This is a genomic window from Paenibacillus allorhizoplanae, from assembly GCF_927798215.1.
Lineage (GTDB): Bacteria > Bacillota > Bacilli > Paenibacillales > NBRC-103111 > Paenibacillus_E > Paenibacillus_E allorhizoplanae.
The window spans coordinates 201,861-227,887 of sequence record NZ_CAKMMW010000005.1 but is presented as its reverse complement, the minus strand read 5'-3'; the positions used below and the strand labels follow the sequence as shown (position 1 = coordinate 227,887).

Below are 26,027 nucleotides of genomic sequence, written 5' to 3'. Positions count from 1 at the left end.
CTGCCTCATTCAGTCGATCTGTTAACCATTTAAATGACGAAAAGCGACATATACGCAGGCACAGGTGTCTGAATTAGCTTCTCGTAATCGAGTGACAGCTTCATGATCTCTTCTGTTTGCTTCCTTGGAAACCGCGTTTGCACATTCGCTTTGAACTTATCGATCACTTTCGGCAGACCTTCCGCCCGCCGCTTGCGGTGTCCGATAGGGTACTCACAAACAATTTTTCCCGTCGACGTTCCGTCCTTAAAATAAATTTGAATGCTATTCGCGATAGAACGCTTATCTGGATCCAGATAATCCTTGCTGTACTGCTCGTTCTCGACAACAACCATACGTTCCCGAAGTGCATCAATACGCGGATCAGCAGCGATATCATCTTCATAATGCTCCGCAGTTAACGTACCATATAGAAGTCCGATAGCAACCATATACTGTAAGCAATGATCACGATCCGCTGGATTGTGTAAAGGGCCTTTTTTATCAATAATGCGCAGCGCTGATTTATGAGTTGTTAACATAACTTTAGTTATGTCACTTAATCGGTCTTTAACAAGATCATGTAGAGTAAGCGCACATTCAACAGCGGTTTGCGCGTGAAACTCGGCTGGAAATGAAATTTTGAACAAAATATGCTCCATCACATAGCTGCTCAAGGGTCTAGCCAAAGTAAGCGTCTTTCCTTCGAAAAGCACATCCTGAAATCCCCAGTTCGGTGCAGTCAGTGCAGAAGCATAGCCCATCTCACCTCCAACTGCCATCAAAGCCAAACGAACAGCCCGGCTCGTGGCATCTCCCGCAGCCCAAGATTTCCTAGAACCTGTATTCGGCGCGTGCCGATATGTCCGTAAGCTCGCTCCATCAATCCATGCGTTGGAGATGGCGTTGCATACCTCCTCTTTCGACCCTCCCAGCATAACTGCAGCCACTGCGGTGGAGGCGATTTTCACCAGATGTACGTGATCCAAGCCAACTGCGTTCAAACTATTTTCCAGTGCGAGCACACCTTGTATTTCATGCGCTTTGATCGCCATTGTTAAGATGTCTTTCATCATAAAAGGTGCTTGCCCCTCGGCCATACGTTTCCGACTCACATAATCGGCAATAGCAAGGATACTGCCTAAATTATCGGATGGATGCCCCCATTCTGCCGCTAGCCACGTATCGTTATAATCGAGCCACCGAATCATACAACCAATATTGAAAGCCGCTTGAACAGGATCCAATTCGTATCGAGTACCAGGTACACGAGCACCGCCAATCACATCTGCACCTGGAACAATCGGACCCAGAAGTTTCGTACAAGCGGGAAAACGCAGCGCAAGCAAGCCTGTTCCCATTGAGTCCATGAGGACATGATGAGCAATCTGATAGGCTTCCTCACTCTCAATCTCGGCATGCAAAGCGTATTCTGCAATCTCTACAATGAGTGGATCAAAAATCATCTCCCTCTGAGCAGGTTCTTTAGACGTACTCATACGATCTCGTCCTCACTTTCTGAAAGCCTCTCTACCTGAAGCGGATGTAAATCTCGCGCGCCCGTATACCGAACACGTGGTCGGAAGAGGCGATTATTCGCATGCTGCTCCATCACATGTGCACTAATGCCAACCGTGCGCGCTGCAAGGAAAACAGGTGTAAACAGCTCAATTGGAATGCCAAGCAAGTAATAAACTGGCGCGGCATAGTAATCCAAATTAGGATGCAGCCCTTTCTCAGTTCGCATCACATTTTCCCCACGTACGCACATGTCATATAACTCCTGTTGGTTACAAGCGGGTGCGAGCTTCGCCAGTGCCTCCTTCATCAACAGCGCACGTGGATCCGGTTTTCGCATATAAACGCGGTGTCCGAAGCCCATAATGCGCTCCTTTCGTGCAAGCTTAGAACGAATCAACGCTTCCAAATCATCTTCTGAACCCGCTTCAAGCAGCATGTGCATGACCGCCTCATTCGCTCCCCCGTGGAGTGTACCTTTCAGCGAAGCAACCGCGCCAACAAGCGCACCATAAATATCAGACTGCGTGGAGGCGATGACGCGCGCCGCAAAAGTTGAATTCGGCAATTCATGCTCACTGTACACAATCAGCGATTGATCATAGATCGCCACCTCCATCGGAGACGGAATCGTTCCTGTAATCATGTACAGAAAATTAGCTGAATACGACAATTTTGGATCTGGTTCAATAAGAGGCTGCTTCGTGATAGCCCGATAGCCATACGCGACAATTTGTGGCACTTTGGCCAATAAACGTATCGCTTTTCGTCCATTTGCTTCTGGTGATCGATCATCAAGTTCATCATCAAAGCTCGCTAACGCGGATATGCTCGTTCGCAGCACATCCATCATATCGGCCCGATCCGGCATCAAATGGAGCATCGCACGCACATTTGGCGGTAATCCATAGACCGATTGAATCTGTGATTCAATTGCTTGGCGCCTCGTCTCATTCGGCAATTCACCCTCTAACAGCAGTCCAACTACATCCAAATAGGTCATTTGCTCAGCAAGCTCCATCAGATCATACCCTCGAATCACAATTTCTTCCTTCTCCACATCGAGATATGAAATGCTGGTCTCACTGGCTATCACATGCTCAAGTCCAGGCAAATAGTGATCACTCATGTTTTCGCTCTCCCTTCCTACGTGGTTTCAGAAAGCAGCAAACGCGAAATCACAATACGCTGAATCTCATTCGTCCCTTCATAAATTTGCGTCACTTTGGCATCTCGCAGATATCGCTCTACCTTTGACTCCTTCAAGCAACCCCAAACGCCACAGAGCTGGACAGCACGCAAACATACCTTAACAGCCATATCGCTGGCAAAAAGCTTCGCTATGGCAGCCTGCTTCCCGTATGAGAGCCCCTTGCTCTTGCGCCAAGCGGCTTGATAGGTCAGCAGTCTTGCGCCTTCGATGTGCGAGGCCATCTCCGAAAAAGAAGCATCAAACAGCTCGCTGCGGCGCACGCCGTATTGCTCCTGATAAGCAACGAGAGCGTCTAGGGCCCCTTGCCCTATCCCCGTTGCTTGCGCGGCAATGCCAATCCGCCCGCCGTCTAAGCTTCGCATCGCGATACGGAAGCCCTCCCCTTCCGGGCCCAGCCGGTTATCCGCTGGCACCCTGCAGTCTTCAAACCTCAGCTCCATCGTGGTGGATGAGCGGATCCCGAGCTTATTTTCTTTTGTTCCGAAAATAAGCCCTTCCATGCCTTTTTCCACGATGAAAGCCGTGGTGCCTTTCTGTTTGTTCTGCGCATCTGACACAGCGAAAACAATATACACCTCCGCCTCCCCGCCATTCGTTACGAATAGCTTGGAGCCATTGAGCACGTAGGCATCTCCTTCCTTCGTTGCTGTTGTGCGCATAGCGCCGGCATCTGAGCCGGATTCGCTTTCCGTCAGACAGTAGGCGCCGAGCTTTTTCCCTTGTGCCATGGGGAATAGATATGTTTGTTTCTGCGCATCTGTCCCGTACGTATGAATCGCCCAACTGGCCAGCGACGTATGCACGGAGAGCATCACGCCTGTTGACGCACACACACGCGACAGCTCCTCAATCACCATCGCATAGGTTAAGAAATCTGAGCCACCTCCGCCAAAACGTTGTGACCAGGGAATTCCAGACCATCCCAACTCACCGATGCTGTCGAAAATATCTCGATCAAACCGTTCAAATTCATCCCTTTCCTCTGAAGTCGGCTCCATCTTCGTGAGTGCAAACTCACGGACTTTGGCCCTGATATCTTGCTGATCTTGGGTATAAGAGAATTGCATGCGACGACCTCCTTCGACGTATTCATGCTGCTAACACTAGTTTGGCCGAGGTTGCTTGGGTCGATCGTACTTCTTTGGACAAGTTGTAAACGCTTTCAATATATGTTATATATACACGCTTTTGTTAGGCATTAGACTGTACCGCGGGAAAAAATGATCTCTTCAAGCTGTCCAATCCCTTTTAACCTGCATGACCTTCATTTTCACTTAACGCCAATAAACTAAATATAAGACATTAGAAAAAGAGGAGCAGTTATCTGCTCCTCTTCCGCTAACTTTTTCAATCTTTACTCCGACTTCATCACAACACCAGCTGGCAATACCCGTTCGATATGCTCACGCAGTGAAGTATTCGTATATAACTCCTCACTGAAAATAGCAATAATCCCGCTGTCCTCACGTGTTCGGATCAACCTACCCATACCTTGCCGCAGACGAAGTAACATGTAAGGAATATCGACTTCTTCATACGGAGAAGCCGCTGCTTCACGCTTCGCGTTAAAGACCGGATCCTGCGGAGGAAATGGCAGCGCCCATACGATAACATTTGAAAGCGATGGGCCAGGAATATCAAGACCTTCCCAAAGGCTGACAGCCGCTAACACGCTATGCTCGTCCTCTTGGAACGAAGCAATGACGTGCGAGATTTCTTGATCTCCTTCATAGAAGAAAGTTAGATCTTTACAATCGGAACGAGATGACATCTCTGCTTTAAACCGTTGTAACTCTTGATGCGTTGGAAACAGAATAAGCGCTCTACCTTGTGTCCTATGGAGTAATTCAATGGCAGACGCCATTTTCTCTTGGAATGTTCCGCCCTCTGAGAATCGAGGAGCCACTACTTCCATCCGTTCCGCGTAGTCATATGGTGAGTCTACCGAGAATGATAAATATTTCTCAAGACCTAAGCTGTTCGCCACATAATCGAACTTACCCTCTACGGATAGTGTTGCTGACGAGAATACGATAGGCATTTTGGTGGAAAAGACATACTCCTTGAGCACTTCCTTCACCGTTCTTGGCATTACAACAAGCGTAAGCCCAGTAATACTTTCTGTCGCCCAACAAATAAAGGAATCCTCGTTGCGGAATAACGCGAATGCCTTTTGCATCATTTCCAAATGTTCCTCAACAATTTTCAGCTGATAGTCATTGAGTGTAAACATTTCCCCCTCAAAGACTAACTCCTCTTCGATCTCGGACAAAATATCACAGAGCGTATGAATCTCTCGTTTCAAGAGATCACTCATGACGATCTGCTTACGATCAGAGCCTGCAATCGGACGACAACTGCTTTCCAACACTTCAAACATGCGTTCGCTTTGCTCAATGGCCCGATCAATGCAGACAGCTAATGTTTCACGAACTTCCCCTTTTAGCAGTCGAATGACCAATTCCTCGAACACCATATGCTTCAGCTTATAGGTCAAAGCTTTTTGTGCGGCGGATTCCATCAAATGTCCTTCATCAAAAACAACCGTGCAGTGATCCGGCAGCAATGGCAGCTGACCTTCACGTTTTCTTCCGTCATAGGTCCAAACATGCTCCATGTAAAAGTCATGCGAACATATAATCAAATCGGTAGACTTCCGGTAGGACTCCCGAGATAACGTTTGTCCACAACGATGACGTCTATCACAAACAAAGCAATCTTGGAAAACATCCCAGTTCATCCGATTCCACTGTTCATCGTTAAGATGCGGGTAATTCTTACGATCACCGTATGCATAGAACGTTTGCAGTGCTTCTCGCGTATGGACAAAATCAGGTAGTGACTCGTATACCTCGCGATACAGTCCTGTATCCTCATGTCCAAATCTGGCCTCATCCAGCTTCACCAAACAAGCATATTGATCCGGCGATTTTGCCAGTCTTGCATCAATTTGCAAATTCAAATGGCGAGCGATTTTATCAATATCTCCACCGGGTTTAACGAGCTGCTCAATTAAAGATTCATCCGCGCATGCGATGATCGCTGGCTTGTTCATAAAACGCGAATAGCAGATCGCATATAATAAATAGACCAACGTTTTCCCTGTACCAACGCCAGCTTCCGCAAAAATCGTCTGTTTCTCCGCATAAGCCCGTTCTAACTGAAACGCCATGTAAATTTGTTCATCACGTACTTCAAAGCCTGCTTCAGGCAATATGTCATAAAAGATATCCGCAATCCAGTCAGATACCTGCTGCATAAATGGCTGTGCATGATCATATGCAAATGGATAACGTCCCACGTTAATGCCCCCAACCCATAGTTTGAATCAAACTTGTATTATCTCATGAAAATCTAGTAAAAGCAAAACTACGATTTCTTGTGCAAGCAATCAAACGTGATTGCAAACAAAAAAGCTCACACCAGAGCAAGCTTCTCTCCGGAATGAGATTTCCTTTTACATACTAAAACGTTCGCGATATCCGCACTTGCGGCAAAGTTCCTCAACCACTTCGCGTCTAGAAAAGCCTTCAAACAAGCGATTGGCCCGCTCTCCCTCGACGATATCAGAGAAAGGCGTGTGGTTGATATTCCCCAAATTAATAACCCCTTCCCCATCGAGACAACATGGGATGACGGTTCCGTCAACGAGAATACCAGCTTGATTACGCAGGGCATGGCAGAAACCAGGACCTGAGATCTCCTCCGCTTTTAAATCTGGCCACTGGAACTCGTGATCCTGATTCAGATAGACGCGATCAGCAAGCTTTACACCAGTCCCGCGGACGAATTTCTCATCGATTTTGTAATCGAGCTCGAACTCTTTCTCTAGCAATTCCAGCACTTCACGATTCCGATTCCGTTCCAAATTGGTCTGATTATCTGTATCCAAATTCCATAAACGGAAGGAAATAATGACGTTGGATTTCGCTACAATCTCCTTGGCAAAACGCAAGATACTCGTCACATAGCCTTCCTTATCCTCGGAGCCTTCATGACCGTCAAAGCTATGCAGGGAAAAATTCATTTGGCGAAGGGCCGGTTTATCGAGCAGCTTGTGCCTATTTTTGTTAATGAGCGTCCCGTTCGTTGTGATATTTACTTTGAAGCCCTTCTCGTGGCTCAGGTCGAGTAATTCGTCGATTTTCGGATGGAGCAGCGGCTCACCCTTCACATGCAAATAAATATGATCCGTATGAGGCTTAATTTGATCTAGGATATTCGTAAATGTATCTATTTTGATGAAATTCGCTTGACGCTTCGTCTGCGGACAAAACGTACAAGCCAAATTGCATACGCTCGTAATTTCAATGTAAAATTTCTTGAACTTCTTCATGGTCGGACTCCGTTTCTTGTTTACGCTACTATGATAGAGGCTATTATACCAAGCGAGGCGGCTGATTGAAAGGATTTCACACTTTTTTAGAAAAACAACTGGACCATCCAACCAATAAAGTACGCTGATGGAACGAGGAAAATTTGCGCTAACAGCGTTCCTAAGAAGCGTGTTGTCATGAGTAACGCGTAGATTTTGCCTAACTGTTTACGTTGTTCTTCGTCATGCAAGGCCTTATCGGTAATGAGACCCAACTGAGGATCGATGAAGATGGTGAGCAAAATAGTCGCAATTCCGTTGATCAGACCCGACGCTTGTGAGGCTGTCGTCGCATAATCTGGCCATAAATGAGCCGCATATAAAGAGGCTAAAACACCAACGGAGTAGAAAGCTGTCACGACAATATTGATGAATAGAAATCGTTTGGAAATACCGAGATAACGGAACTGACTTAGCTTTACTTTTGGCTTTTTGATATATTTGGTCGTGTTCTTCAGCTGTGAAATAGTCACATTCGTGAGCATTTTCGGCAGTGAGCCTGCTAGTTCGAGACGAGCAATGACTCTGGCGCTTAAGTTGATAAAAGTAGGAAATAACGCGATCGCGATAATCGTCCCGATAGACGAAGCCAACAGAGAAATGCGTAAATATCGCACCAAATCGAATGTGGGCTCATGCTTGGCAAAATCCACAAAATTCGCTGTCATAGGCGCTTGAATCAGGTTCGCTGTTCGCGATACAAGTACGACGATACCGACAAGTGAAAGTGCTACCGCGAGTTTGTTCACCCGCACACCCGCATAACGAATCGAGTAAGACAGTGTCTCGGCTGTGTGAATGATCATCGTCAGTACAAAAACCAAAATGAGTGTGTTGATCATGCGAAGGGTTCATCCTTTACTTGAGTGATAGGTGCGTGAGCGAGCGAAAACCAAAAGCAAAACGGAAACCAAAACGGAAACCAAAACGGAAACCATACAAAAACGAAAACCCACCTCCTGTTGATAGCATCGGGTGGGTTTCTTGGTGGTTGTGGTAAGGGAGATGATGGGTTTGACCCTCTGATCGGAGAGGCATTCGGAATTAGAGGGAAAACATGTAGTTAATTTCACTGCTTTCAACGTTTCAAGCGAATTCCATTGAAATTAAAAAATTCCCTTTATTTTACTATTCGTGGCGCAGCTCGGATTCCCTTTTTTGGTATTCACGAAGGGCGCAGGAACTACGACTACGCCTTACGGTCGTCCCCGTACCACAGCTCACGGAACGTGGAGCTGTGTCGTAGCAGTTCCTCCGACGTGCCTTCTGCTTCGATACGGCCATCTTTCATCACGATGATGTGATCGGCACGTGTCAACGCGGTTTTGCGGTGCGAGACGACCAGACACGTTGCATCGCTGCGGCGCTGGAACATTCGCTCCCAGAGCTTCTGCTCCGTCTCGACGTCGAGCGCGCTCGACAGGTCGTCGAAGACGTACAGCTCGGCGTCCCGCACGAGCATCCGGGCTGCGGCCGTCCGCTGCGCTTGGCCGCCGGAGAGCTTCACCCCACGCGGGCCGATGACCGTGTCCAGCCCGCCAGGCAGCTGCGCGACGTCGAACTCGAGCACCGCCGCGTTCAAAGCCTGCTGCAAGCTGTCGCCTTGCTCCGCTTGCCCGAGCAAAATATTATTGCGCAGCGTATCGCTGTATAACCGCGGCACCTGCGCGGTGTATGCGCTCTGCGGCGGTGTAAAGAAGGTGCCCGGATCCTCGACGGGCACACCATTCCACGCAATCGTTCCTTTCTCCTTGGGCAGCAGCCCAAGCAGGGAACGAACCAGCGTGGTTTTACCAGATCCGATCGTTCCCGTGATGACGGTGAACGATCCTCTTTGCATGGCGAAGTGAATGTCAGTGATACCTCTCCCCGTATCCGGGTAGGTGTAACTGAGCCCATTCACTTCCAAGCGCTGCAGCGGAGGCGCAACGACGCTGTCATTCTCTTGCTCTTGCTCTACCTTCACAATGGAAGAATCAATCTTAGCTACCCGCTCCTTCTTCAAATACAACGGCTTCACCATCGTCAATACCTTCGCCGACGCTCCTTGCAACAAGAAGGTCAATCGCTCCAGTGAAACACTCATTTGCTTAAAGTACGTGATAAACTTCCCGACATTCGTAATAAACTGCGTCACGAAGGTCAAATAGTAAACGAACAATGCGAGGTCTCCGACGGTGAACGTCCCTGCTCTCATTTTCGTCCCCGCTAAGAGAAGCAATAGTCCTGTTCCCAGATTGACGGAATTCGAGAAAACGGAATCAAGCAATTCACTCATCAGGCGATCTTTCAGCATCGCTTTGCGACGCTGATCACCGAAGCTGCTGAACCGCTCCATGACTCTCTTCTCGGCACCAGCCACTTGAATGGCCTGCACATTGCCAAACATTTCACTAATCTCCCCCGTTACTTTCGAGGTAGATTCTCTGCTAGCTGCGCGATATTTCTGCAAACGAACAGTTGCAAGTTGGGCCGCAGTAATGACAATCACGATTGGCATGAACACGAGAAGTGTCATTTGCGCATCAATACGAATCAATATGTAGCCTGACACGAGAGCAAAACACGTCATCCCAAACACATCAACCGACCAGCTCGCCGCTTCCTCGGATTGATCTACGTCGTCTCGGAAATGACTGATCGCTTCCCCTGGAGATACAGGAATCGCTTGTGCACCTGGTTGCTTGAGAACATGCTCTAGCAAATTGCGGCGAAGCAGCATCCCCATGCGAAAGCGGAAATGCACATCCGTAATGAATCCAATAATAATCAATAGGATTCGTCCCAATGCTGCCCCGATCAACAGTGCGATCAAGCCCCACACGCCAAACTTTAATGTGGCATTCCCTGTCAACGTATCGAAAAAAGCTTTTGTAATAAGACCAGGCGCAATTGGAGCCAAATAAATGATGGTCCATGCGAGTGCATTAATAAAGTATCGGAAAGGTTTATACATGATAAGACCTTTTAAATACTGAAACGTTGTCATGCCAACACCTCCTCTAACCCTGTCGCGAGTAATTGGCTGAAGCGGGAATTCGGGTCTGCAGCCAGAACTTCCCTACGTCCAGATTCCAGCACACGCCCTCCATCCAAAATTACGATGTGATCTGCACGCTGCACGGTGGCAAGTCGATGGGCAATCATAATACAGGAGCGCTCCGTTAACAATTTGGAAACGGCTTTCTCCATACGTTGTTCAGTCAAAGGATCCAGACGCGATGAAGCTTCATCCATAATTACCAGTCCCGGATTCGTCAGAAATACGCGTGCAAAAGCCAATAATTGCGCCTCTCCCGCAGATAAGCTGCTTCCCCCCGATGCAAGCCCCGTATCCAAGCCTTCTGGCATCGCTTCATACCAAGCACCTAAGCCAAGTTCATGAAGTACCGCAATAATTTGTTCATCCCGAATCGACGCATCATAAAAGGTTAAATTATCACGAATTGTCCCTTGGATGATTTCAATATTTTGTGTCACTAGCGCAACACGCTTCCGTAGCTCAGCTAGTTTACAAGCACGAATGTCGGTACCACTGAGTGCAATCACACCACTTTGCGGATCATAAAATCGTAATAATAACCTCGCAATCGTAGACTTCCCGCTCCCTGTTCGACCAAGCAAACCAAGCACTTCGCCTGGCTTCAATGTCATCGTCAGGTGATCAATCGTCGGCTGATCGTCATCATAACTGAAGACGACATCCTTGAATTCAACCCCGAGCGGTCCATCTGGAAGCCCAGCCCCAGGACCATCTTGAATCTTCGATTTAATCGCGAATAGCTCGCGAATTCGGGAAATACTTGCGTCTGCTTTTTGCAAGTCTTCCATTTGCGTACGAATCTTCTCGATTGGCTTAGCAAGTAATTCCGTGTAGAAGAAAATTAAATACACAGTACCCAAGGAAATATGATTGCCGTGCCATAAATAGGCGCTGATCCCGAACGCCATGGCATTTCCTAACGCGAACACGAAAATTGACATGTTCCACATTGCACAGAAACCGAGGAAAGCTTTGACGCGTAGGGGCAGCATTTTGCGGAGCATTGTATAGAAGCGATTCATCACGAAGCGAACCGCACCGTTAGCGCGAATATCTTCCGTCCCCTCCAAATGTTCCCCGATAAAACCATAAAACTCCGCATTTGCTTGCCGCCACCCCGCCCACACAGGTACAGCAAACTGACGAATCCACCCAATCATGTAAATCGCGCAAACGACGAAAACAGCCATTCCCACACCAATTAACCAATTTTCCCGGAATAAAAGGACGAGAATACCCGCCATGAGCAGCACATTCCCAAACAAATGAATGATCATGCTCGAAAAGAAATTCGCAAGCGCATTCACATCCCCATCCACACGTTCAATCAGCGAGCCAGAAGTATGACTTTTATGAAACGACATATCCAGTGACAGGCAATGGGAGGCTAAATCTACACGCAGCTTATTAGTCGTTTTCCAACCGACATTCTCACTAAAATAAGTCGCAATCACCGATACAAGCTGCTGCACTAATGCAAATCCAATAAACAGAAGCGCCGCCGTAAATAGAGGCTGCATCGCCCCCTGCGCCTGAGCGGTATCAATAAAATAGCGGATAATTTGCGGATTAATTAACTGCAGCCCGATGGATGCGAATAACAGGATTGTTAGTCCGATCAGCGTCCCCTTCTGAGGGAACAAGTAACGGCCCAGCAGCTCGCGGTATTGTCCCATGGAGTTGCTGTTTTTTCGATTTTTCTTCATTGTAATGGAGTCCTCCGTATTCCTCTCGACGTACACTCCATCATACTAAATTGACTCCTTCTCGACAACGGACTGTTTGGCTAAAATGAAAAAAACCGCCGTGACGGCGGTGTTGGCTATTCGGGCATTGATTAGTTGATTTTCGTATTACTTCAAATGCGAATTTAGAAATACCGCGATGTAATCATCTTCTTCTTCGTATAAAATTCAACGCCGTCTTTCCCATTGGCATGCAAATCGCCATAGAATGAATCCTTCCAGCCCGAGAAGGGGAAGAAGGCCATCGGCGCCGGCACCCCAACATTGACGCCAAGCATCCCCGCTTCGACTTCCTCGCGGAATTGGCGGACTGCCTTCGCGTTCTCCGTGTAAATAACCGCTGAGTTCCCGAAGCGGGATTGATTCACTAATTCCAAAGCGCTGGTCAAATCCGCAGCGCGGAATAATGACAAGACTGGCCCGAATATCTCCTCTTTCGCAATCGTCATCTCAGGCTTGACATGATCGAAGATCGTCGCTCCAAGGAAAAAGCCCTCCCCCGCACACGCATCCACCGTTCTTCCATCGATCAGCAGATCAGCACCTTCCGCGATTCCTTTTTCGATGTAGCTCGCTATCCTTGTACGCTGCTCATCACGGATAATCGGAGTCAGTGTAACCTGTTCCTCCATCCCACTGCCAAGCACCAATTGAGCAGCAGCTTCCTTCAACCCGCCAACAAAAGCTTCTCCATCACCTACAACAATGACAGCGGAACAAGCCATACAGCGTTCCCCCGCTGAACCGAACGAGGACATAACAATATTTTCGATTGTTTTCTCCAGATGCGCATCGGGCATGACGATGTGATAGTTTTTGGCGCCTGCCAGGGCTTGCACCCTTTTACCAGCAGCGGATGCACGTTCATACACATACTTAGCCACAGGCTGCGAGCCTACAAAGGATACGGCTTTGACGGCAGGTGACGATGTCAGCGCATTGACCACGTCATGGGCACCATGCACGACATTCAGCACACCATCAGGAAGTCCAGCTTCTTGCAACAATGCGGCTAATTTCATGGCAGTCAACGGTGTGCGTTCGGAAGGTTTCAAGACAAAGGTATTCCCAAGAGCAATCGCGAGCGGGAACATCCAGCATGGCACCATCATCGGAAAGTTAAAAGGTGTGATTCCTCCAACTACACCTAACGGTACCCGAAATAACTCGGAATCCATTTCCGCAGAAATATTAGCAAGTGTAGTCCCCATCATGTGGGACGGTGCACCTGCTGCAAATTCTACACACTCAATGCCGCGCAGCACTTCACCTAGTGCCTCTTTGTAGCTTTTCCCGTTCTCACGGGTAATCAATTCAGCCAGTTCATGCTCATGGGCCTGCAACAGCTGCCAGTAATGAAATAAGACTCGCGCTCGCTTAGGAACAGGTGTTCTACTCCATGATTCAAACGCATCTTGGGCAGCACTCACAGCTTGTTCTACATCCCTAGCACTTGAAAGCGGTACACGTGCAATCACTCCTCCTGTTGCCGGATTAATGACATCACTCATTTCACCACTTCTTGCGTCTACCCAAACGCCATTTATAAAATTTTGCAGGTCCGTCATCGTCGTTCATCTCCTGGGGTAATAAATTTTCTCCACAAGTCAATGGACACATTGTATAATAGGGTTCATTCCCTTACTTTTCGCAATTACGTCAACTTTCCTTACATGAAAGTGGTGATTCGCTTGGTACAGACCCTATTGCAAGTAACCGTGCACGATATTTTGCAGCGCCCGCTCTTTCATAAGGCCGAAGCGATTGCTACTGAAGAAGCACTGGCTCGTAAAGTTCGCTGGGTTCACATCATGGAAGTTACGCAAGTGGGCCACCTTTTGAATGGAAACGAACTTATTCTTAGCACGGGGATCGGTTGGCAGGACAACGAAGAAACGAGCCTTTCATTCCTGCAGCAATTGATCGACAGCGGTGCTTCCGGACTGTGTATTGAGCTAGGCACCTATACGAAGCAGCCGCTTGAGAGCATGAAGTCGCTTGCTCTTCAAGCGAATTTTCCGCTTATTTTTTTCCATGAGGAAGTCCGTTACATTGACATTACACAGGATTTACATACGCATTTCATTCACCAGCATCACAAAATGGTATCTGATCTAGAATCCCTCTCCACCAAGCTCAATCAGCTACTTTTGTCAGGCAAAGGCTTGCAACCACTTCTCAAGCTGTTGCACGAGACGACGCAAGCGCAGATCGCCTTTTTCCCTTTCGACACGGATGAGGCTGTTTTCGTTCCTTCACTTCCCAAAGCTGATGGTGCAGCTTTCTATGAGAAATGGATTTACGGCGAAATGTTTCTCCTTTCCGATGTCAAAAACAAGCTTGCCCATCGTCCCATCCTCGCGCTAGAACATTTGTTCGCAGACTTGCTTTTATGTGCCGAACAAGAACTGAGCGAGTTCCAAATCCTTGCATTGGATCGATGTGCGACCGCAATAGCCCAAGAAATGATGCGCACCACTTATATCGAAGAGAAAACCCGCTACAAACAGGATCTATGGGTAACCGATTGGTTAGGCGGCAAACACTCGCTTCAGGATATTCGTGACTATCTCATGTCCGTCAAGCCTCCCATGAAACTAGGTCCAATCATCCTATGTGTTTTCGATAAAGCCGCAGGAAGCAATGGTTCCAGAGAGCAAGAAACACTCCTTATTCAGAAACAAATGATCGCTCGCTCCCTGTTTGAGAGGGAAGGCTTTTATTTACTTCCTACGGTGTATGAGCACCGGATCGTCTTCATTCTTTTAGATCAAATGCCCTCTGGTGCTAGTCATGAACGAATCTTACGAACCATCCATCGCTTACAAAAAACGCAAGAAACGCAGTTATTTCCAACGCTAATAGGTATTGGCCGAACAATAACCGATCCGCTTCACATTCAGGTCAGCTATGAATCCGCCTTAGAAACGTTAGAGATCCAGAAGGATATCGGCGTTCTCCCGAAGCCTTTCTATCACGAACTTCACGTCTACAAAGTGATCCTGCTTATGAAACAAACGGGTCAACTCAATTCTTTCATTGACGGGTATCTCAGTGGTATTATCTCGTATGATCATGAGAAAAATGGCCAGCTATTGAAAACTCTCCGCATTTATCTAGCGCTATCCGGCTCCAAACAGGAAACAGCAAAGGAGCTGTTCATTGTTCGGCAAACGTTATACCATCGGTTAGACAAAATTGCTGCGATCCTCGGAGACGATTTCATGCAGCCGCAGAAGCGAATCGCATTGGAGCTCGCCTTGCAAGGTTATGAGTATCTGAACGGGCCCATCCACTAAGCCTTGGATTTGCCCTGCGACAATAGCACATTGACGTAGTATTTTCTGGCGTTGGCCGTCGTCAAATGAAGTCTCGCCGTTTCACCGCCGGGGTGCTCGAGATCCAGCCATGCCCCTTCTAGATCCTCGAGCACGCCGACTATTTTGAATTTCTGCGCGACATAGCCGTCAAGTTTTTGCTTTTCCGATTGAAAAAGCTCAAATTCAGACATGAGGAGCACCTCCTTGGACCGTTTCCTTCTTCGGCGGACTCACCTGCGAGGTTGACGAAACATACGTTCCCCTCTTGATGAATTGACCATTTCCGGCTTCACCTACGAATTGTTTTTCTAGAATGACATAGGCTCCGCGAGACAACACCGTCACGGGTTCACCTGTAATTTCAATACCTTCGAACGGATTATAATCCACATTCATATGGTGGGTTTCGGCAGAAATCGTGCGCTTCGCATTCGGATCAAAAATCACAATATCCGCGTCCCCGCCAACCGCAATCGTCCCCTTTTTCGGAAACAAGCCAAACAACTTTGCGCTTCGCGTCGACACGATATCCACGAACTGATTTAACGTAATTCGGCCTTTCCCTACCCCTTCAGAGAACAGTATAGAGAAACGATCCTCGATACATGGCCCGCCGTTGGGAATTTTACTGAAGTCCCCGAGCCCTAAATCTTTTTGACCGTTAAAATTGAACGAACACTGATCTGAGCCCAGCGTCTGCAGCTGGCCCGTTTTCAACGCATCCCACAGCACGTCTTGGTGATACTTCGGCCGGAGTGGCGGGGACCACACATATTTCGCCCCTTCGAAATCTGGCTTTTCCAAATAGGTTTGATCGAGCATCAGATACTGTGGACACGTTTCTCCCCAAATATCGACACCGCGATTGCGTGCCTCCGTAATTTGCTGCACAGCTTCTTCACACGTCACATGGACCACATAGAGCTGCGAATTTGCTAATGCTGTGAGCTTGGCAGCGCGCCCTGTCGCTTCACCTTCAATCAAGGATGGCCGAGTCAGCGCGTGATAAATTGGATCAGTCTGCCCCGCTTCGAGCGCTTCTTTGATTAAATACTCAATCACATCGCCATTCTCTGCATGTACCATCACGAGTGCGCCATGCTTTTTCGCCTCAAGCAAAGTCCTATACAGTGTGCCGTCATCCGCTTGAAAGACATTCTTATACGCCATGAAAACCTTTAGAGATGTGATCCCTTCGTCATGAATCATGCTTGGCAGCTCGGCCAGCACCTCATCATTGATTTCCGCAATCATCAGATGGAAGCTATAGTCAATGACGGCTTTGCCAGCCGCTTTCTGGTGCCACGTCTGAACAGACTGACTAAGCGGTTTCCCTTTATTCGTCAAACAAAAATCAATCACAGTCGTCGTTCCGCCAAATGCAGCAGCAATCGTGCCAGTCTCGAAATCATCAGCGGTGACCGTCCCGCCAAATGGCATATCCAGATGGGTATGCGGATCAATACCGCCGGGAAAAACATATTTTCCTGTGGCATCTACAATCTCTGCGCCTTCGTGTGTAAGGTTCAAACCGATCCCGGTAATAATCCCATCTTCGATGAGAATATCCCCCTGATAGTGATCCGTTGCAGTGACAATGGTTCCATTCTTAATCAGTTTGGCCATGACTACACAGCCTCCTTCTTATCTTCATCTTTACCCTCGGTCAGTTTGGCAACAGCCGCTTGACGCTCGTTCCACGTCATTGGCTCCTCTGTCCCCTTCACCTCAACCATCGAGATCGCACCATCTACGGGACACACAATCGCACACAAGTTACAGCCTACACAGTCCTCTTCCCTCACCTGCAAAAAGGACTTCCCTTGCTCATCTGTGTGTCGCTCAATGCATTGATGCGAGGTATCCTCGCAGGCAATATGGCACTTATTGCAGTTAATACACGTTTCCGTGTCGATCTTGGCAACGACGGCGTAGTTCAAATCCAAATTTCCCCAATCTGCATAGCGCGGGACGGATTTCCCGATTAATTCGGAGACGCTGGCTAACCCTTTTTCATCCAAATAGTTGTTCAGCCCATCGATCATATCCTCCACGATCCGGAAGCCATGATGCATGGCGGCTGTGCACACTTGAACACCTGTTGCCCCCATGAGCATAAATTCAACCGCATCGCGCCAATTGGAAATGCCGCCAATGCCGGAAATCGGAATATTCACCCCTGGATTTCGTGCGCAATCCGCGACCATATGAAGGGCAATTGGCTTCACAGCAGGACCGCAATAACCGCCGTGTGAACCTTTACCGCCGACATGTGGAATCGTGTTCCACGAGTCAATGTCAACACCAGCCAGTGAGTTAATCGTGTTGATGAGCGAGATTGCATCTGCCCCGCCACGAACCGCCGCTAATGCGGTGCTCGTGATATCCGTGATGTTCGGTGTAAGTTTCACGATCACAGGTGTCTGGGCTGCTTCCTTCGCCCACATCGTCTGTGCCTCCACGAGATCAGGCTGCTGTCCTGATGCCGCTCCCATGCCACGCTCCGCCATACCGTGCGGACATCCGAAATTCAGTTCAAGTCCGTCTACGCCAACGGCTTCGACCTTTTTGACGATCTCGTGCCACTTCTCTCGCTTAGGCTCAACCATCAGAGAAACCACAAGCGCATGATTCGGAAATCGCTTCTTGGTTTCATAGATTTCCTTGAGATTAATCTCAAGCGGACGGTCGGTGATCAATTCGATATTGTTAAAGCCCGCAACTCGTTGTCCATTGAAATGCACAGCTGCGAAGCGCGAGGATGTATTGATAATGGGATCGCCAAGCGTTTTCCACACAGCTCCACCCCATCCCGCTTCAAAAGCCCGCTGAACCTGATACCCCGTGTTCGTAGGTGGAGCCGATGCCAACCAGAAAGGGTTGGGTGATACAATTCCAGCTAGATTCGTCCGTAAATCAGCCATGCTGAATCCCTCCTGAGTCTGAAATAACCCTACCTAAGCTGATGCCTCTTGCCCCTTCACCAACTGATTGTAAATCGCGTAAGCCGCCAATTTGCCTTGTTGCGCTGCCGATACGACCATGGCTTCACCCTGGCCATCTCCGAAAATAACATCACCAGCTGCGAACACCTTCGGATTCGATGTCATACCTGCAGCCGCATCTACCAACGTCACTGTGCCCCTTGAATGCGCAAGTCCGAACTGCTCAATCAGCGATATATGTTTCGTCTGGCCGATCGCCTTGATCACCGCGTCCACGTCGATGACAAATTCAGAACCTGCAATGGGTACTGGGCGTTTACGCCCCCCATCTGCATAGAGTAGCTCCATCCGCACACATTCGATCCCAATCACGTTCCCCTGTTCATCACCTAGGATCCGTTTCGGTGCCGTTAACCACTGAAAGGCAACGCCATCGAGCTTTGCAAACTCATATTCAAAATCATACGCTGTCATTTCTTCTTGTGTTCGTCTGTACACGATTTGCACGTTGTCTGCCCCAAGCCGGACAGAGCACGTAGCTGCATCTATGGCGGTATTCCCAGCGCCAATCACAGCAATCCGCTTCCCAATGAAAGACTCATCGAGATCTCGGGCATTTTTCGTCGACTCTACGAAATCAATGGCGTCATAGACACCAGTCAATTCTTCTCCATCGATGCCTAGCATAGGCACTTTAGACATCCCAACGGCGAGCACCACCGCATCGAAATCACTTAACAATTCAGCAGCACTGACTTCAACTCCGACACGCGTGTTCATGCGAAACTCTACACCAAGCTGCCTGACTTGCTCGACTTCCCAAAGCGAGATTTCCTGCGGCAGCCGGAATGATACGATACCATACGTATCCAATCCGCCAGCTTGCTCCTTCGCCTCGAAGACAGTTACTTTAAAACCGAAGCGGGCTAGCTCACGAGCTGCTGCAAGTCCCGCAGGTCCACTGCCCACGATCGCAACTGTTTTACCATTACTTGCCCCTGCTTTAAATAAAATCTGCTCATTTTTGATCGCCCAGTCCGTTGCGTACCGCTGCAATTGACCAATTAAGATAGGCTTGGACGAATGATTAAGGACGCAAGCCCCTTCGCATAATTCCTCTGTGGGACATACTCGCGAACAGGATGCGCCAACTGGATTGGCATCCATAATTGTTCTGGCGGAGCCTTTTAGATTACCTGAGGCAATCTTTTTAATAAAGGAAGGAATATCAATGCCTGTTGGACAAGCGCGCGTGCAAGGAGCGTCATAACAGAACAAACAGCGGTTGGATTCTTCGATCGCCTCTTTGGGCTTCATGCCCGCCTTCACTTCCGCAAAATTACGCTTCAACTCCGTTAGCGAAATAAATGTCGTACCCATCTTGCTCCTCCTCCCTCATTCAAAGATGCGTGATTTGATCATAGGTTTCTGGCCTGCGGTCTCGGTAAAACTGCCACACGTTACGGACCTCGCGAATCAACGTTTTGTCCATCTCCCCGATAATCACTTCATCTTGATCCCGACTGCCTATCGTAACGATGGACCCCCTCGGATCTACTAAGTACGACTGGCCATAAAATTCACCCATGTTCCACGGCGCTTCCGTTCCAACACGATTAATTGCAGCGACGTAATACCCGTTGGCTACCGCGTGCGCGGGCTGTTCGAGCTTCCACAGATATTCAGATGTGCCTGCAACGGTAGCAGATGGGTTAAACACAATTTCCGCACCGCCAAGTCCAAGCGCCCTTGCTCCTTCTGGAAAATGACGATCATAACAAATGTATACGCCAACTTTGGCATAAGCGGTCTCAAATACCGGATAACCGAGATTTCCTGGCTTGAAATAATACTTCTCCCAGAATCCGCAAGATCCGCCGCCTGCCCCCACATGAGGAATGTGATGCTTCCGGTATTTCCCTAAATAAGCACCATCTGCATCAATAACAGCCGCTGTATTGTAATAAGAAGCAATTCCTTCGCGCTCATAGATCGGGAGAATGATCACAACGCCTAGCTCTTTGGCTACATCTTGAAAAAGCTTCGTTGTCGGTCCATTCGGGATTTCCTCGGCCGCATCGTACCATTTCGTTGTTTGCTCTGCGCAAAAGTAGGGACAATAGAAAATCTCCTGTAAGCATACGATTTGCGCTCCCTGCGCAGCAGCCTTGCGTACCAAACCAAGATGCTTCTGAATAGCGAACTCCTTATGTGTTGCAACCGGTTCATCACCATGGACTTCGTGTGAGGCTTGGATGAGACCGATGGTAACGATACTCATGTTCGGAAGCCCCCTTTCTCCACCACGATCTGGCGGGCAGTTCGGTATAGAAGTTCCGTCCCTAATGTTATATCCTCTGGGCTAGCATATTCCTTCGGATTGTGACTAATGCCCTCCAAGCAGCGCACGAAAATCATGCCATAATCGCACACGTAGGACATGGTTAACGAATCATGGAAGGGACCGCTCATGAGCTCAGGCGGCTTCATCCCCATAAGACCCGCTTCCTTGTGCAGCGCAGCTTTGATCCAATTCGCACAATAGCGAGGATCGCTGTTCGTATCTTCCCGAATCGTATAGGTGAGCCCATGTTCGCAGGCTACGTTCTCGATGACACTAAGGAGTTCCGCCTCAAGTGCGTTTCGACGACAGATATCGATGTCTCGTAAATCAATCGTAAAGCTGACCTTCTCTGGGATAATGTTACGAGAATCTGGAAATACCGTGAGTGAACCGACGGTTCCAACCGTTGGGACGCCTGGTTCACGACGAACAAGCTCGTTAAGTGCAACGATAATCTTGGCACTGCCTAGCAAGGCATCATGACGCATTGACATCGGCACGGAGCCGGCATGACCGGCGAAGCCCGTCATTTCAACCGTGAGCCATAATGGACCGGAGATTCCGCTCACGATACCAATCGGCTCATCGAGAGATTCCAAGACAGGGCCTTGTTCAATATGCAGCTCCAGAAAAGCGCCAACTCGGCCCTCCTGGAACGTATAACCTTCGAAATCCGCTGGATCGCAGCCGAATTCCAACAGTGCTTCTCGGCGGGTAACGCCGTTTTTGTCCGTACGTTCCAACTCATCCGCTTCGAGTTTACCGGTCATGCCTCTAACGCCGAACAGCCCTTTATTGAAGCGACTGCCTTCCTCATCACAGAAAGCAACAACTTCGACATTACAAGCGGGTATCACTCCTTGTTCCACCATCGTTTGCACCGCTTCTATCGCGCCAAGTACACCGATTGCCCCATCAAATCGCCCCCCATAGGGCTGCGAATCCACGTGTGAGCCGAGCATTAATACAGGTGCCCCCGGATCGCTCCCGCGCCATACACCGACCAAGTTAGCGAAGGGGTCGATATAAGCCTCCATCCCGGCTTCTTCCATCCAGGATTTCACAAGCTCCACACCCGCACGATCTTCCTTCGATAATGCAAGTCTGCAAACGCCTGTTTCGCCGATTTTACCAATTTGCGCCAGATCATGAATATGCTGTCCAAGACGTTCTGCGTTGATTTGGATAGGTGGCATTGTCGACAAGTCCAATCATCCTTTCTCTTGCTCGTTACTAAACACACTGAGTAAGGTTTCGATTATGAAATTCACATCGTCTTCCGTAGAAGATAATGGTGGACTGAGCGTAAGAATATTGGCATAGCCTGGAACGGTATCCCCATTCTTACCTACGAGCAGCCCTTTGCTTTTGCAGGCTAGAATAAGATGAGTTACCCGTTCTACCGAAGCGGGAATCTTCGATATCTGATCCTCTACCAGCTCAATGCCCATCGCCGATCCGAAAATACGAATTTCCCCCACATGAGGGTGCGCATTCAACGGCTCTAATCTAGCCCTGAATGCTTGCCCAATCTCAGCCGAACGCTCAACAAGCCCCTCACGCTCAATAATGTCGAGATTCGCTAAGGCCACCTTACAGGAAACTGGATTTCCACCAAACGTATTGACATGTCTAAAATGGCTAGTCGCTTCTTTCTCTTTGAAAGAGTCGTATAATTCGGCCGATACAGCGGTGGCAGATAGAGGCGAATAGGCGCTTGTTAATCCTTTGGCCATCGTGACGATGTCGGGTCTTACCCCATAATTCTGATGACCGAAGGGCTTGCCCGATCTCCCAAAACCGCAAATGACTTCATCTACGATCAGCAAAACATCATATTTATCACAAATACTTCTAACCGCCGGTAAATAACCCTCATGAGGAACAAGCATTCCCCCGCCAGTAATAACAGGTTCCAGGATCACACCAGCAACGGAATCTGCTCCCTCCCACACGATGGCATTTTCGATCGCTTGGGCACATTGTAAGGAGCAAGTCTCTTTCGTCTGCCCAAAAGGACAACGATAACAATAAGGCGGAGGCACATGCTGGAAGCCTACTCCAAGTGGTTCATATTTCAGCTTGCGTTGTGCTTGCCCCGTGGCTCCCAATGCACCCATGGAATTCCCATGATACGCGCGATGTCGCGAGATAAACTTATGTTTACTCGGTTTTCCATTCTGATGGTGATATTGACGAGCGATTTTGAACGCGACTTCATTCGCATCTGATCCTGAATTGGAGAAAAAAATACGGTACTCCCCTTCAAGCCATTCATTTAATTTCGCCGCTAACTCAATAGCTGGGATATGGGATTGAACCAATGTCGCATAAGCAATTTTCATCATTTGGTCAGCGGCTGCTTCAGCAATTTCTCGCCTTCCATGACCGACATTCACGCACCATAACCCTGACATACCGTCTAAATAACGATTGCCATCAATATCTGTCACCCAACTGCCTTCGCCGGAAGCGATGATCATGGGATTCTCATTATGGGCAGACATATGATGCCAAACATATTTGCGATCCTTCTCTAGCAATTCCTCTTTCACCAATGGATCAACGTCATCCTGAGCACGCATAAGCAGTCCCTCCATCTCTTGTCCATTCGTTCTTACACTATTCCTATGTTCAAAAAGAGGATGTCATCCCTAGCTATTGTTGTTATTTTTAAATTAGTAGATTTGGTTTTGACAGTGTAGTAAGTTGGGGGTAAACGAAAGATAACCTTCGCATTGTTTAAAAGTTACGCTTCGGAGGATTCACTTCCCTCGTAAACAGACTTTCGAATTGCAGCGGTTAATTCTTGAAAAAGTGGGGATTCCCGCGTTTGCAAAGTGCGATCATGACCTAACGGAACCTGGTGAATCGCATGCACACGACCTGGATTGGCGGATAAGACGATGATCCGATTTGAGAGGAGCACGGCCTCAGTTGTACTACGGGTGACAAAAACGATGGTTTTGTTCATTTTCTTCTTCATTTCCAGTAGATCTAGTTGTAATTTATCCTTTGTAAATTCGTCTAAGGTTGAGAAGGGTTCATCCATAAAGAGTATGGGAGGATCGAGGGATAATGCACGGGCTATAGCGACTCTAATTTGCATACCAGTACTGAGCTGCCAGGGGTAATAATCCTTAAATTTAGTTAAACCGACTGTTTCGAGTAAGTGGTCTACCCGATCTTGGTACGTATGTCGAGACTGTTCGTGAACTTCAAGCGGCAGCTCGATATTCTCGCGTACAGTCCGCCATTCAAATAGGTTCGGCGTTCGAAAAATAATGCCAAATTTACGGCGCAGCCGCACTTCCTTGGGGTGTTCCTTCTGAATCGTAATCTGTCCACTGGAAGGCTGTAAAAGATCAGCCATAAGTCGAAGCAACGTTGATTTGCCGCAACCTGAAGGTCCTAATAACGTGACGAATTCATTCTGCCCCACATCGAAGCTAATGTTCTGAAGGACGGTTACCTGCCTCCCTTTTTTGCCGAACACCATACCGACGCCATCCAACGAAATTTCCACTTTCTGACGGGAAAAGTCTGAATTCACCGGGCTCCTCCTTCTATCCACTGAAGAACGCGTTATCTTTCTGTGAGTATTTGTAACCCTATATGTTATATTATATCTCGAATTTCAACATTTTCATTATACATTCTGTTCCTAAATTAGAGCCGCAATTTGACATAGTGTAAACTCATGTATCTATTTCTGCACTATGGATTGGCGGATTAGTACTTTTGGATTTCTTTTAGAGACATAACTAATATTATGTAAACAAATTGTCGACATATCTGTCATATCCATATATTGTTCATATTCTCTATTTCTTCAATTTGATAGAATGTGTAAGTAACCACATTCGACATCTAGGAGGAAGACGATGAAAAAGATCATTCTTACAACAGTTGTTGCTACTAGTCTCATGTTCGGTGGAATTGCGAATGCCGCGCCTTCCAATACGTACATAGCCACGGATTCGGACACCTTCTGGTCTATTTCACAGAAGCTTAATGTGCCCCTATCGGATCTTATCGCAAACAATCCAAAAGTGAATGCGGATAATATTTATGAAGGCGTTATCATTTCTATTCCTTCGAAGACGACTCCAAAAGCTAGCTGGGAAGTCAAAGCCGATGCGATTATTGCAATTGGGATGAAGCAGCTTGGTGTACCTTATGTTTTTGGCGGCAGCACACCTTATGTAGCCTTTGATTGTTCGGGTTTTGTTCAATATGCGTTTAATCAACAAGGATTTAATTTGCTTCATTCTGCAGCTTTACAAAGTCAATTAGGGACGCCTGTAGAGAAGAGCAACCTTCGTAAAGGAGATTTAGTTTTTCTACAAGGAACCTATACAACTGGTGTTTCCCATGTCGCTATCTATCTAGGCAATAATCAAATTCTTCAAGCAGGAACAATGGGAACAAGGGAAGTAAAAGTCAGCACTTTATTTGGTACTCCTTATTATGATGCGCATTATTGGGGAGCACGCCGTTTGATTAACTAATGACCTGTGAAGGACAAAAAAGCCGGTATCTACCGGCCTTTTCCTTTTATATTTTCCAACAGTTAAGTTGAGCTATCCTGTGACGGTTGGTTCTAAAATGGTCAGTTTGTTCGCATATGTATCAAGTTCAGCCATTGCCCCGATGGGAATAGCCGCTTTGTATAAGCCATGGGCCGTACTAAAGTTAGTCAAAAGTGGTTTCCCTAAAGGCACGATGATCCCCGATATTAAGTCATTATAAGACGTCGCATAGGACGTGGTACAGTTCGTACATTGTCCCATCACGATCCCCACACAATCTCGAAATTTCCCCGCCATAATCAATTGCGTCAAATAGCGATATATCGCATTCGTCGGTTCATGCGTCTCTTCGATGACGATTATTTTACCCACTGTATTTACTTCAAAAGGTGTCCCCAGTGTCCCAACGAATGAGGTGAGATTACCACCAACAATTTGCCCTCTCACCGTACCCTTCACAAGCCCATTCAACGGCATACTAGGTGGATTTTGAATGACTCTCGGGCTAACAAGCGTGGAGGTCGCTGCATAAAATTGATCGAAATTATAGGCTGGTGTATTCGGGTTAAAATCAATCAGCAACAGACTTTGAAATGTAATGAGATTCGCAAATTGAAATAAAATATTTAATAAAATCGTAATATCACTGTATCCCGTAACGATTTTCGGATGACTATTAATGAGGGGATAATCGAGAAGTGGCAATATATCCTTAACCCCTGTACCACCTCGTGTTGGGAGAATCATACTTACATTCGGATTGACAAACATACTCATCAGGTCTTCCGCTCGCTGTGCTGCCGTCGCTGCTACGATCCCTCCATATGCGTATGCGTATTTGCCTACGACAACATTAAAACCCATGTCCCCGAGTGTCCCTATTCTAGCATCAATCGTGCTCGCATCAAGTGGGCTTCCTAATGTAACAATGCCAATGGTATCTCCACTTTGTAAGATGGGTGGGCGTATTGCCATCGCTATACCTCCTACCAATGACATTGTGTGAAAAAAGG

At 47.8% G+C, this 26,027-nt stretch carries 20 protein-coding genes; 2 read left to right on the top strand and 18 right to left on the bottom strand.

Annotation, left to right across the window (positions count from 1 at the left end):
• Positions 1-29: 29 nt before the first annotated feature.
• From L6I86_RS11825 to L6I86_RS11785, 9 genes are all read right to left on the bottom strand, one after another.
• The gene (locus tag L6I86_RS11825; protein ID WP_236287276.1) at positions 30-1,478 is read right to left on the bottom strand and encodes a bifunctional 2-methylcitrate dehydratase/aconitate hydratase; all 1,449 of its coding nucleotides are present in this window, start codon (positions 1,476-1,478) and stop codon (positions 30-32) included.
• Positions 1,475-2,626, bottom strand: coding sequence for a citrate synthase (gene mmgD / locus L6I86_RS11820; RefSeq protein WP_236287274.1), 1,152 nt, complete (start codon positions 2,624-2,626; stop codon positions 1,475-1,477). The genes L6I86_RS11825 and mmgD overlap by 4 nt, the downstream gene beginning before the upstream one ends.
• 17 nt (positions 2,627-2,643) lie before the next feature.
• On the bottom strand, positions 2,644-3,777 hold the full coding sequence (locus L6I86_RS11815; RefSeq protein ID WP_236287272.1) for an acyl-CoA dehydrogenase family protein: 1,134 nt from the start codon (positions 3,775-3,777) through the stop codon (positions 2,644-2,646).
• A gap of 287 nt (positions 3,778-4,064) precedes the next feature.
• Positions 4,065-6,011 carry an ATP-dependent DNA helicase gene (locus tag L6I86_RS11810; RefSeq protein WP_236287270.1) on the bottom strand — a complete coding sequence of 649 codons (1,947 nt, stop codon included), beginning with the start codon at positions 6,009-6,011 and terminating at the stop codon, positions 4,065-4,067.
• 156 nt (positions 6,012-6,167) lie between these two features.
• Complete coding sequence (locus L6I86_RS11805) at positions 6,168-7,046, bottom strand: radical SAM/SPASM domain-containing protein (protein ID WP_236287268.1); 879 nt, start codon at positions 7,044-7,046, stop codon at positions 6,168-6,170.
• A gap of 86 nt (positions 7,047-7,132) precedes the next feature.
• Positions 7,133-7,927 carry a lipid II flippase Amj family protein gene (locus L6I86_RS11800; RefSeq protein WP_056625255.1) on the bottom strand — a complete coding sequence of 265 codons (795 nt, stop codon included), beginning with the start codon at positions 7,925-7,927 and terminating at the stop codon, positions 7,133-7,135.
• 347 nt (positions 7,928-8,274) lie between these two features.
• Complete coding sequence (locus L6I86_RS11795) at positions 8,275-10,074, bottom strand: ABC transporter ATP-binding protein (protein ID WP_236287267.1); 1,800 nt, start codon at positions 10,072-10,074, stop codon at positions 8,275-8,277.
• Positions 10,071-11,834 (bottom strand): ABC transporter ATP-binding protein, encoded by a 1,764-nt coding sequence (locus tag L6I86_RS11790; protein ID WP_236287265.1) that lies wholly within the window; start codon positions 11,832-11,834, stop codon positions 10,071-10,073. The genes L6I86_RS11795 and L6I86_RS11790 overlap by 4 nt, the downstream gene beginning before the upstream one ends.
• Before the next feature lie 164 nt (positions 11,835-11,998).
• On the bottom strand, positions 11,999-13,441 hold the full coding sequence (locus L6I86_RS11785; RefSeq protein WP_236287264.1) for a CoA-acylating methylmalonate-semialdehyde dehydrogenase: 1,443 nt from the start codon (positions 13,439-13,441) through the stop codon (positions 11,999-12,001).
• Between the two features lie 105 nt (positions 13,442-13,546).
• Here L6I86_RS11785 and L6I86_RS11780 point away from each other — a divergent pair, with 105 nt between their 5' ends.
• Positions 13,547-15,172: a PucR family transcriptional regulator gene (locus L6I86_RS11780; RefSeq protein ID WP_236287262.1), complete on the top strand. Its 1,626-nt coding sequence runs from the start codon at positions 13,547-13,549 to the stop codon at positions 15,170-15,172.
• On the opposite strand, the gene L6I86_RS11775 is transcribed toward L6I86_RS11780, so the two are convergent.
• From L6I86_RS11775 to L6I86_RS11740, 8 genes are all read right to left on the bottom strand, one after another.
• Complete coding sequence (locus L6I86_RS11775) at positions 15,169-15,384, bottom strand: hypothetical protein (RefSeq protein ID WP_056625238.1); 216 nt, start codon at positions 15,382-15,384, stop codon at positions 15,169-15,171. The two genes, L6I86_RS11780 and L6I86_RS11775, sit on opposite strands and share 4 nt — an antisense overlap.
• Entirely contained in the window at positions 15,377-16,819 is a 1,443-nt protein-coding gene (gene hydA / locus L6I86_RS11770) for a dihydropyrimidinase (RefSeq protein ID WP_236287260.1), read from the bottom strand. Before hydA ends, L6I86_RS11775 begins: the two co-directional genes overlap by 8 nt.
• A 2-nt stretch (positions 16,820-16,821) precedes the next feature.
• Positions 16,822-18,117: an NAD-dependent dihydropyrimidine dehydrogenase subunit PreA gene (gene preA, locus L6I86_RS11765; protein WP_236287258.1), complete on the bottom strand. Its 1,296-nt coding sequence runs from the start codon at positions 18,115-18,117 to the stop codon at positions 16,822-16,824.
• A 33-nt stretch (positions 18,118-18,150) separates the two neighbouring features.
• A complete protein-coding gene (locus tag L6I86_RS11760; protein WP_236287257.1) occupies positions 18,151-19,518 on the bottom strand; it encodes an NAD(P)-dependent oxidoreductase in 1,368 nt (455 codons plus the stop codon).
• A 19-nt stretch (positions 19,519-19,537) separates the two neighbouring features.
• Complete coding sequence (locus L6I86_RS11755) at positions 19,538-20,419, bottom strand: nitrilase-related carbon-nitrogen hydrolase (protein WP_236287255.1); 882 nt, start codon at positions 20,417-20,419, stop codon at positions 19,538-19,540.
• Positions 20,416-21,678, bottom strand: coding sequence for a M20 family metallo-hydrolase (locus L6I86_RS11750; protein ID WP_236287413.1), 1,263 nt, complete (start codon positions 21,676-21,678; stop codon positions 20,416-20,418). The genes L6I86_RS11755 and L6I86_RS11750 overlap by 4 nt, the downstream gene beginning before the upstream one ends.
• Positions 21,679-21,693: 15 nt before the next feature.
• Positions 21,694-23,067: an aspartate aminotransferase family protein gene (locus L6I86_RS11745; protein ID WP_236287253.1), complete on the bottom strand. Its 1,374-nt coding sequence runs from the start codon at positions 23,065-23,067 to the stop codon at positions 21,694-21,696.
• 164 nt (positions 23,068-23,231) lie between these two features.
• Positions 23,232-24,035, bottom strand: coding sequence for an ABC transporter ATP-binding protein (locus L6I86_RS11740; RefSeq protein WP_236287251.1), 804 nt, complete (start codon positions 24,033-24,035; stop codon positions 23,232-23,234).
• A gap of 331 nt (positions 24,036-24,366) precedes the next feature.
• Between L6I86_RS11740 and L6I86_RS11735 the strand changes: the two genes are divergently transcribed.
• Positions 24,367-24,993 (top strand): C40 family peptidase, encoded by a 627-nt coding sequence (locus L6I86_RS11735; RefSeq protein ID WP_236287249.1) that lies wholly within the window; start codon positions 24,367-24,369, stop codon positions 24,991-24,993.
• Between the two features lie 72 nt (positions 24,994-25,065).
• On the opposite strand, the gene L6I86_RS11730 is transcribed toward L6I86_RS11735, so the two are convergent.
• Positions 25,066-25,989 (bottom strand): S66 peptidase family protein, encoded by a 924-nt coding sequence (locus L6I86_RS11730; protein ID WP_236287247.1) that lies wholly within the window; start codon positions 25,987-25,989, stop codon positions 25,066-25,068.
• Positions 25,990-26,027: the final 38 nt, after the last annotated feature.

What these genes read in the sequence shown, in the direction of transcription:
- L6I86_RS11825 (WP_236287276.1), bottom strand. Translation starts at nt 1,478, where the DNA reads ATGAGTACGTCTAAAGAACCTGCTCAGAGGGAGATGATTTTTGATCCA.
- mmgD (WP_236287274.1), bottom strand. Translation starts at nt 2,626, where the DNA reads ATGAGTGATCACTATTTGCCTGGACTTGAGCATGTGATAGCCAGTGAG.
- L6I86_RS11815 (WP_236287272.1), bottom strand. Translation starts at nt 3,777, where the DNA reads ATGCAATTCTCTTATACCCAAGATCAGCAAGATATCAGGGCCAAAGTC.
- L6I86_RS11805 (WP_236287268.1), bottom strand. Translation starts at nt 7,046, where the DNA reads ATGAAGAAGTTCAAGAAATTTTACATTGAAATTACGAGCGTATGCAAT.
- L6I86_RS11800 (WP_056625255.1), bottom strand. Translation starts at nt 7,927, where the DNA reads ATGATCAACACACTCATTTTGGTTTTTGTACTGACGATGATCATTCAC.
- L6I86_RS11795 (WP_236287267.1), bottom strand. Translation starts at nt 10,074, where the DNA reads ATGACAACGTTTCAGTATTTAAAAGGTCTTATCATGTATAAACCTTTC.
- L6I86_RS11790 (WP_236287265.1), bottom strand. Translation starts at nt 11,834, where the DNA reads ATGAAGAAAAATCGAAAAAACAGCAACTCCATGGGACAATACCGCGAG.
- L6I86_RS11785 (WP_236287264.1), bottom strand. Translation starts at nt 13,441, where the DNA reads ATGACGGACCTGCAAAATTTTATAAATGGCGTTTGGGTAGACGCAAGA.
- L6I86_RS11780 (WP_236287262.1), top strand. Translation starts at nt 13,547, where the DNA reads ATGAAAGTGGTGATTCGCTTGGTACAGACCCTATTGCAAGTAACCGTG.
- L6I86_RS11775 (WP_056625238.1), bottom strand. Translation starts at nt 15,384, where the DNA reads ATGTCTGAATTTGAGCTTTTTCAATCGGAAAAGCAAAAACTTGACGGC.
- hydA (WP_236287260.1), bottom strand. Translation starts at nt 16,819, where the DNA reads ATGGCCAAACTGATTAAGAATGGAACCATTGTCACTGCAACGGATCAC.
- preA (WP_236287258.1), bottom strand. Translation starts at nt 18,117, where the DNA reads ATGGCTGATTTACGGACGAATCTAGCTGGAATTGTATCACCCAACCCT.
- L6I86_RS11760 (WP_236287257.1), bottom strand. Translation starts at nt 19,518, where the DNA reads ATGGGTACGACATTTATTTCGCTAACGGAGTTGAAGCGTAATTTTGCG.
- L6I86_RS11755 (WP_236287255.1), bottom strand. Translation starts at nt 20,419, where the DNA reads ATGAGTATCGTTACCATCGGTCTCATCCAAGCCTCACACGAAGTCCAT.
- L6I86_RS11750 (WP_236287413.1), bottom strand. Translation starts at nt 21,678, where the DNA reads ATGCCACCTATCCAAATCAACGCAGAACGTCTTGGACAGCATATTCAT.
- L6I86_RS11745 (WP_236287253.1), bottom strand. Translation starts at nt 23,067, where the DNA reads ATGCGTGCTCAGGATGACGTTGATCCATTGGTGAAAGAGGAATTGCTA.
- L6I86_RS11735 (WP_236287249.1), top strand. Translation starts at nt 24,367, where the DNA reads ATGAAAAAGATCATTCTTACAACAGTTGTTGCTACTAGTCTCATGTTC.
- L6I86_RS11730 (WP_236287247.1), bottom strand. Translation starts at nt 25,989, where the DNA reads ATGGCAATACGCCCACCCATCTTACAAAGTGGAGATACCATTGGCATT.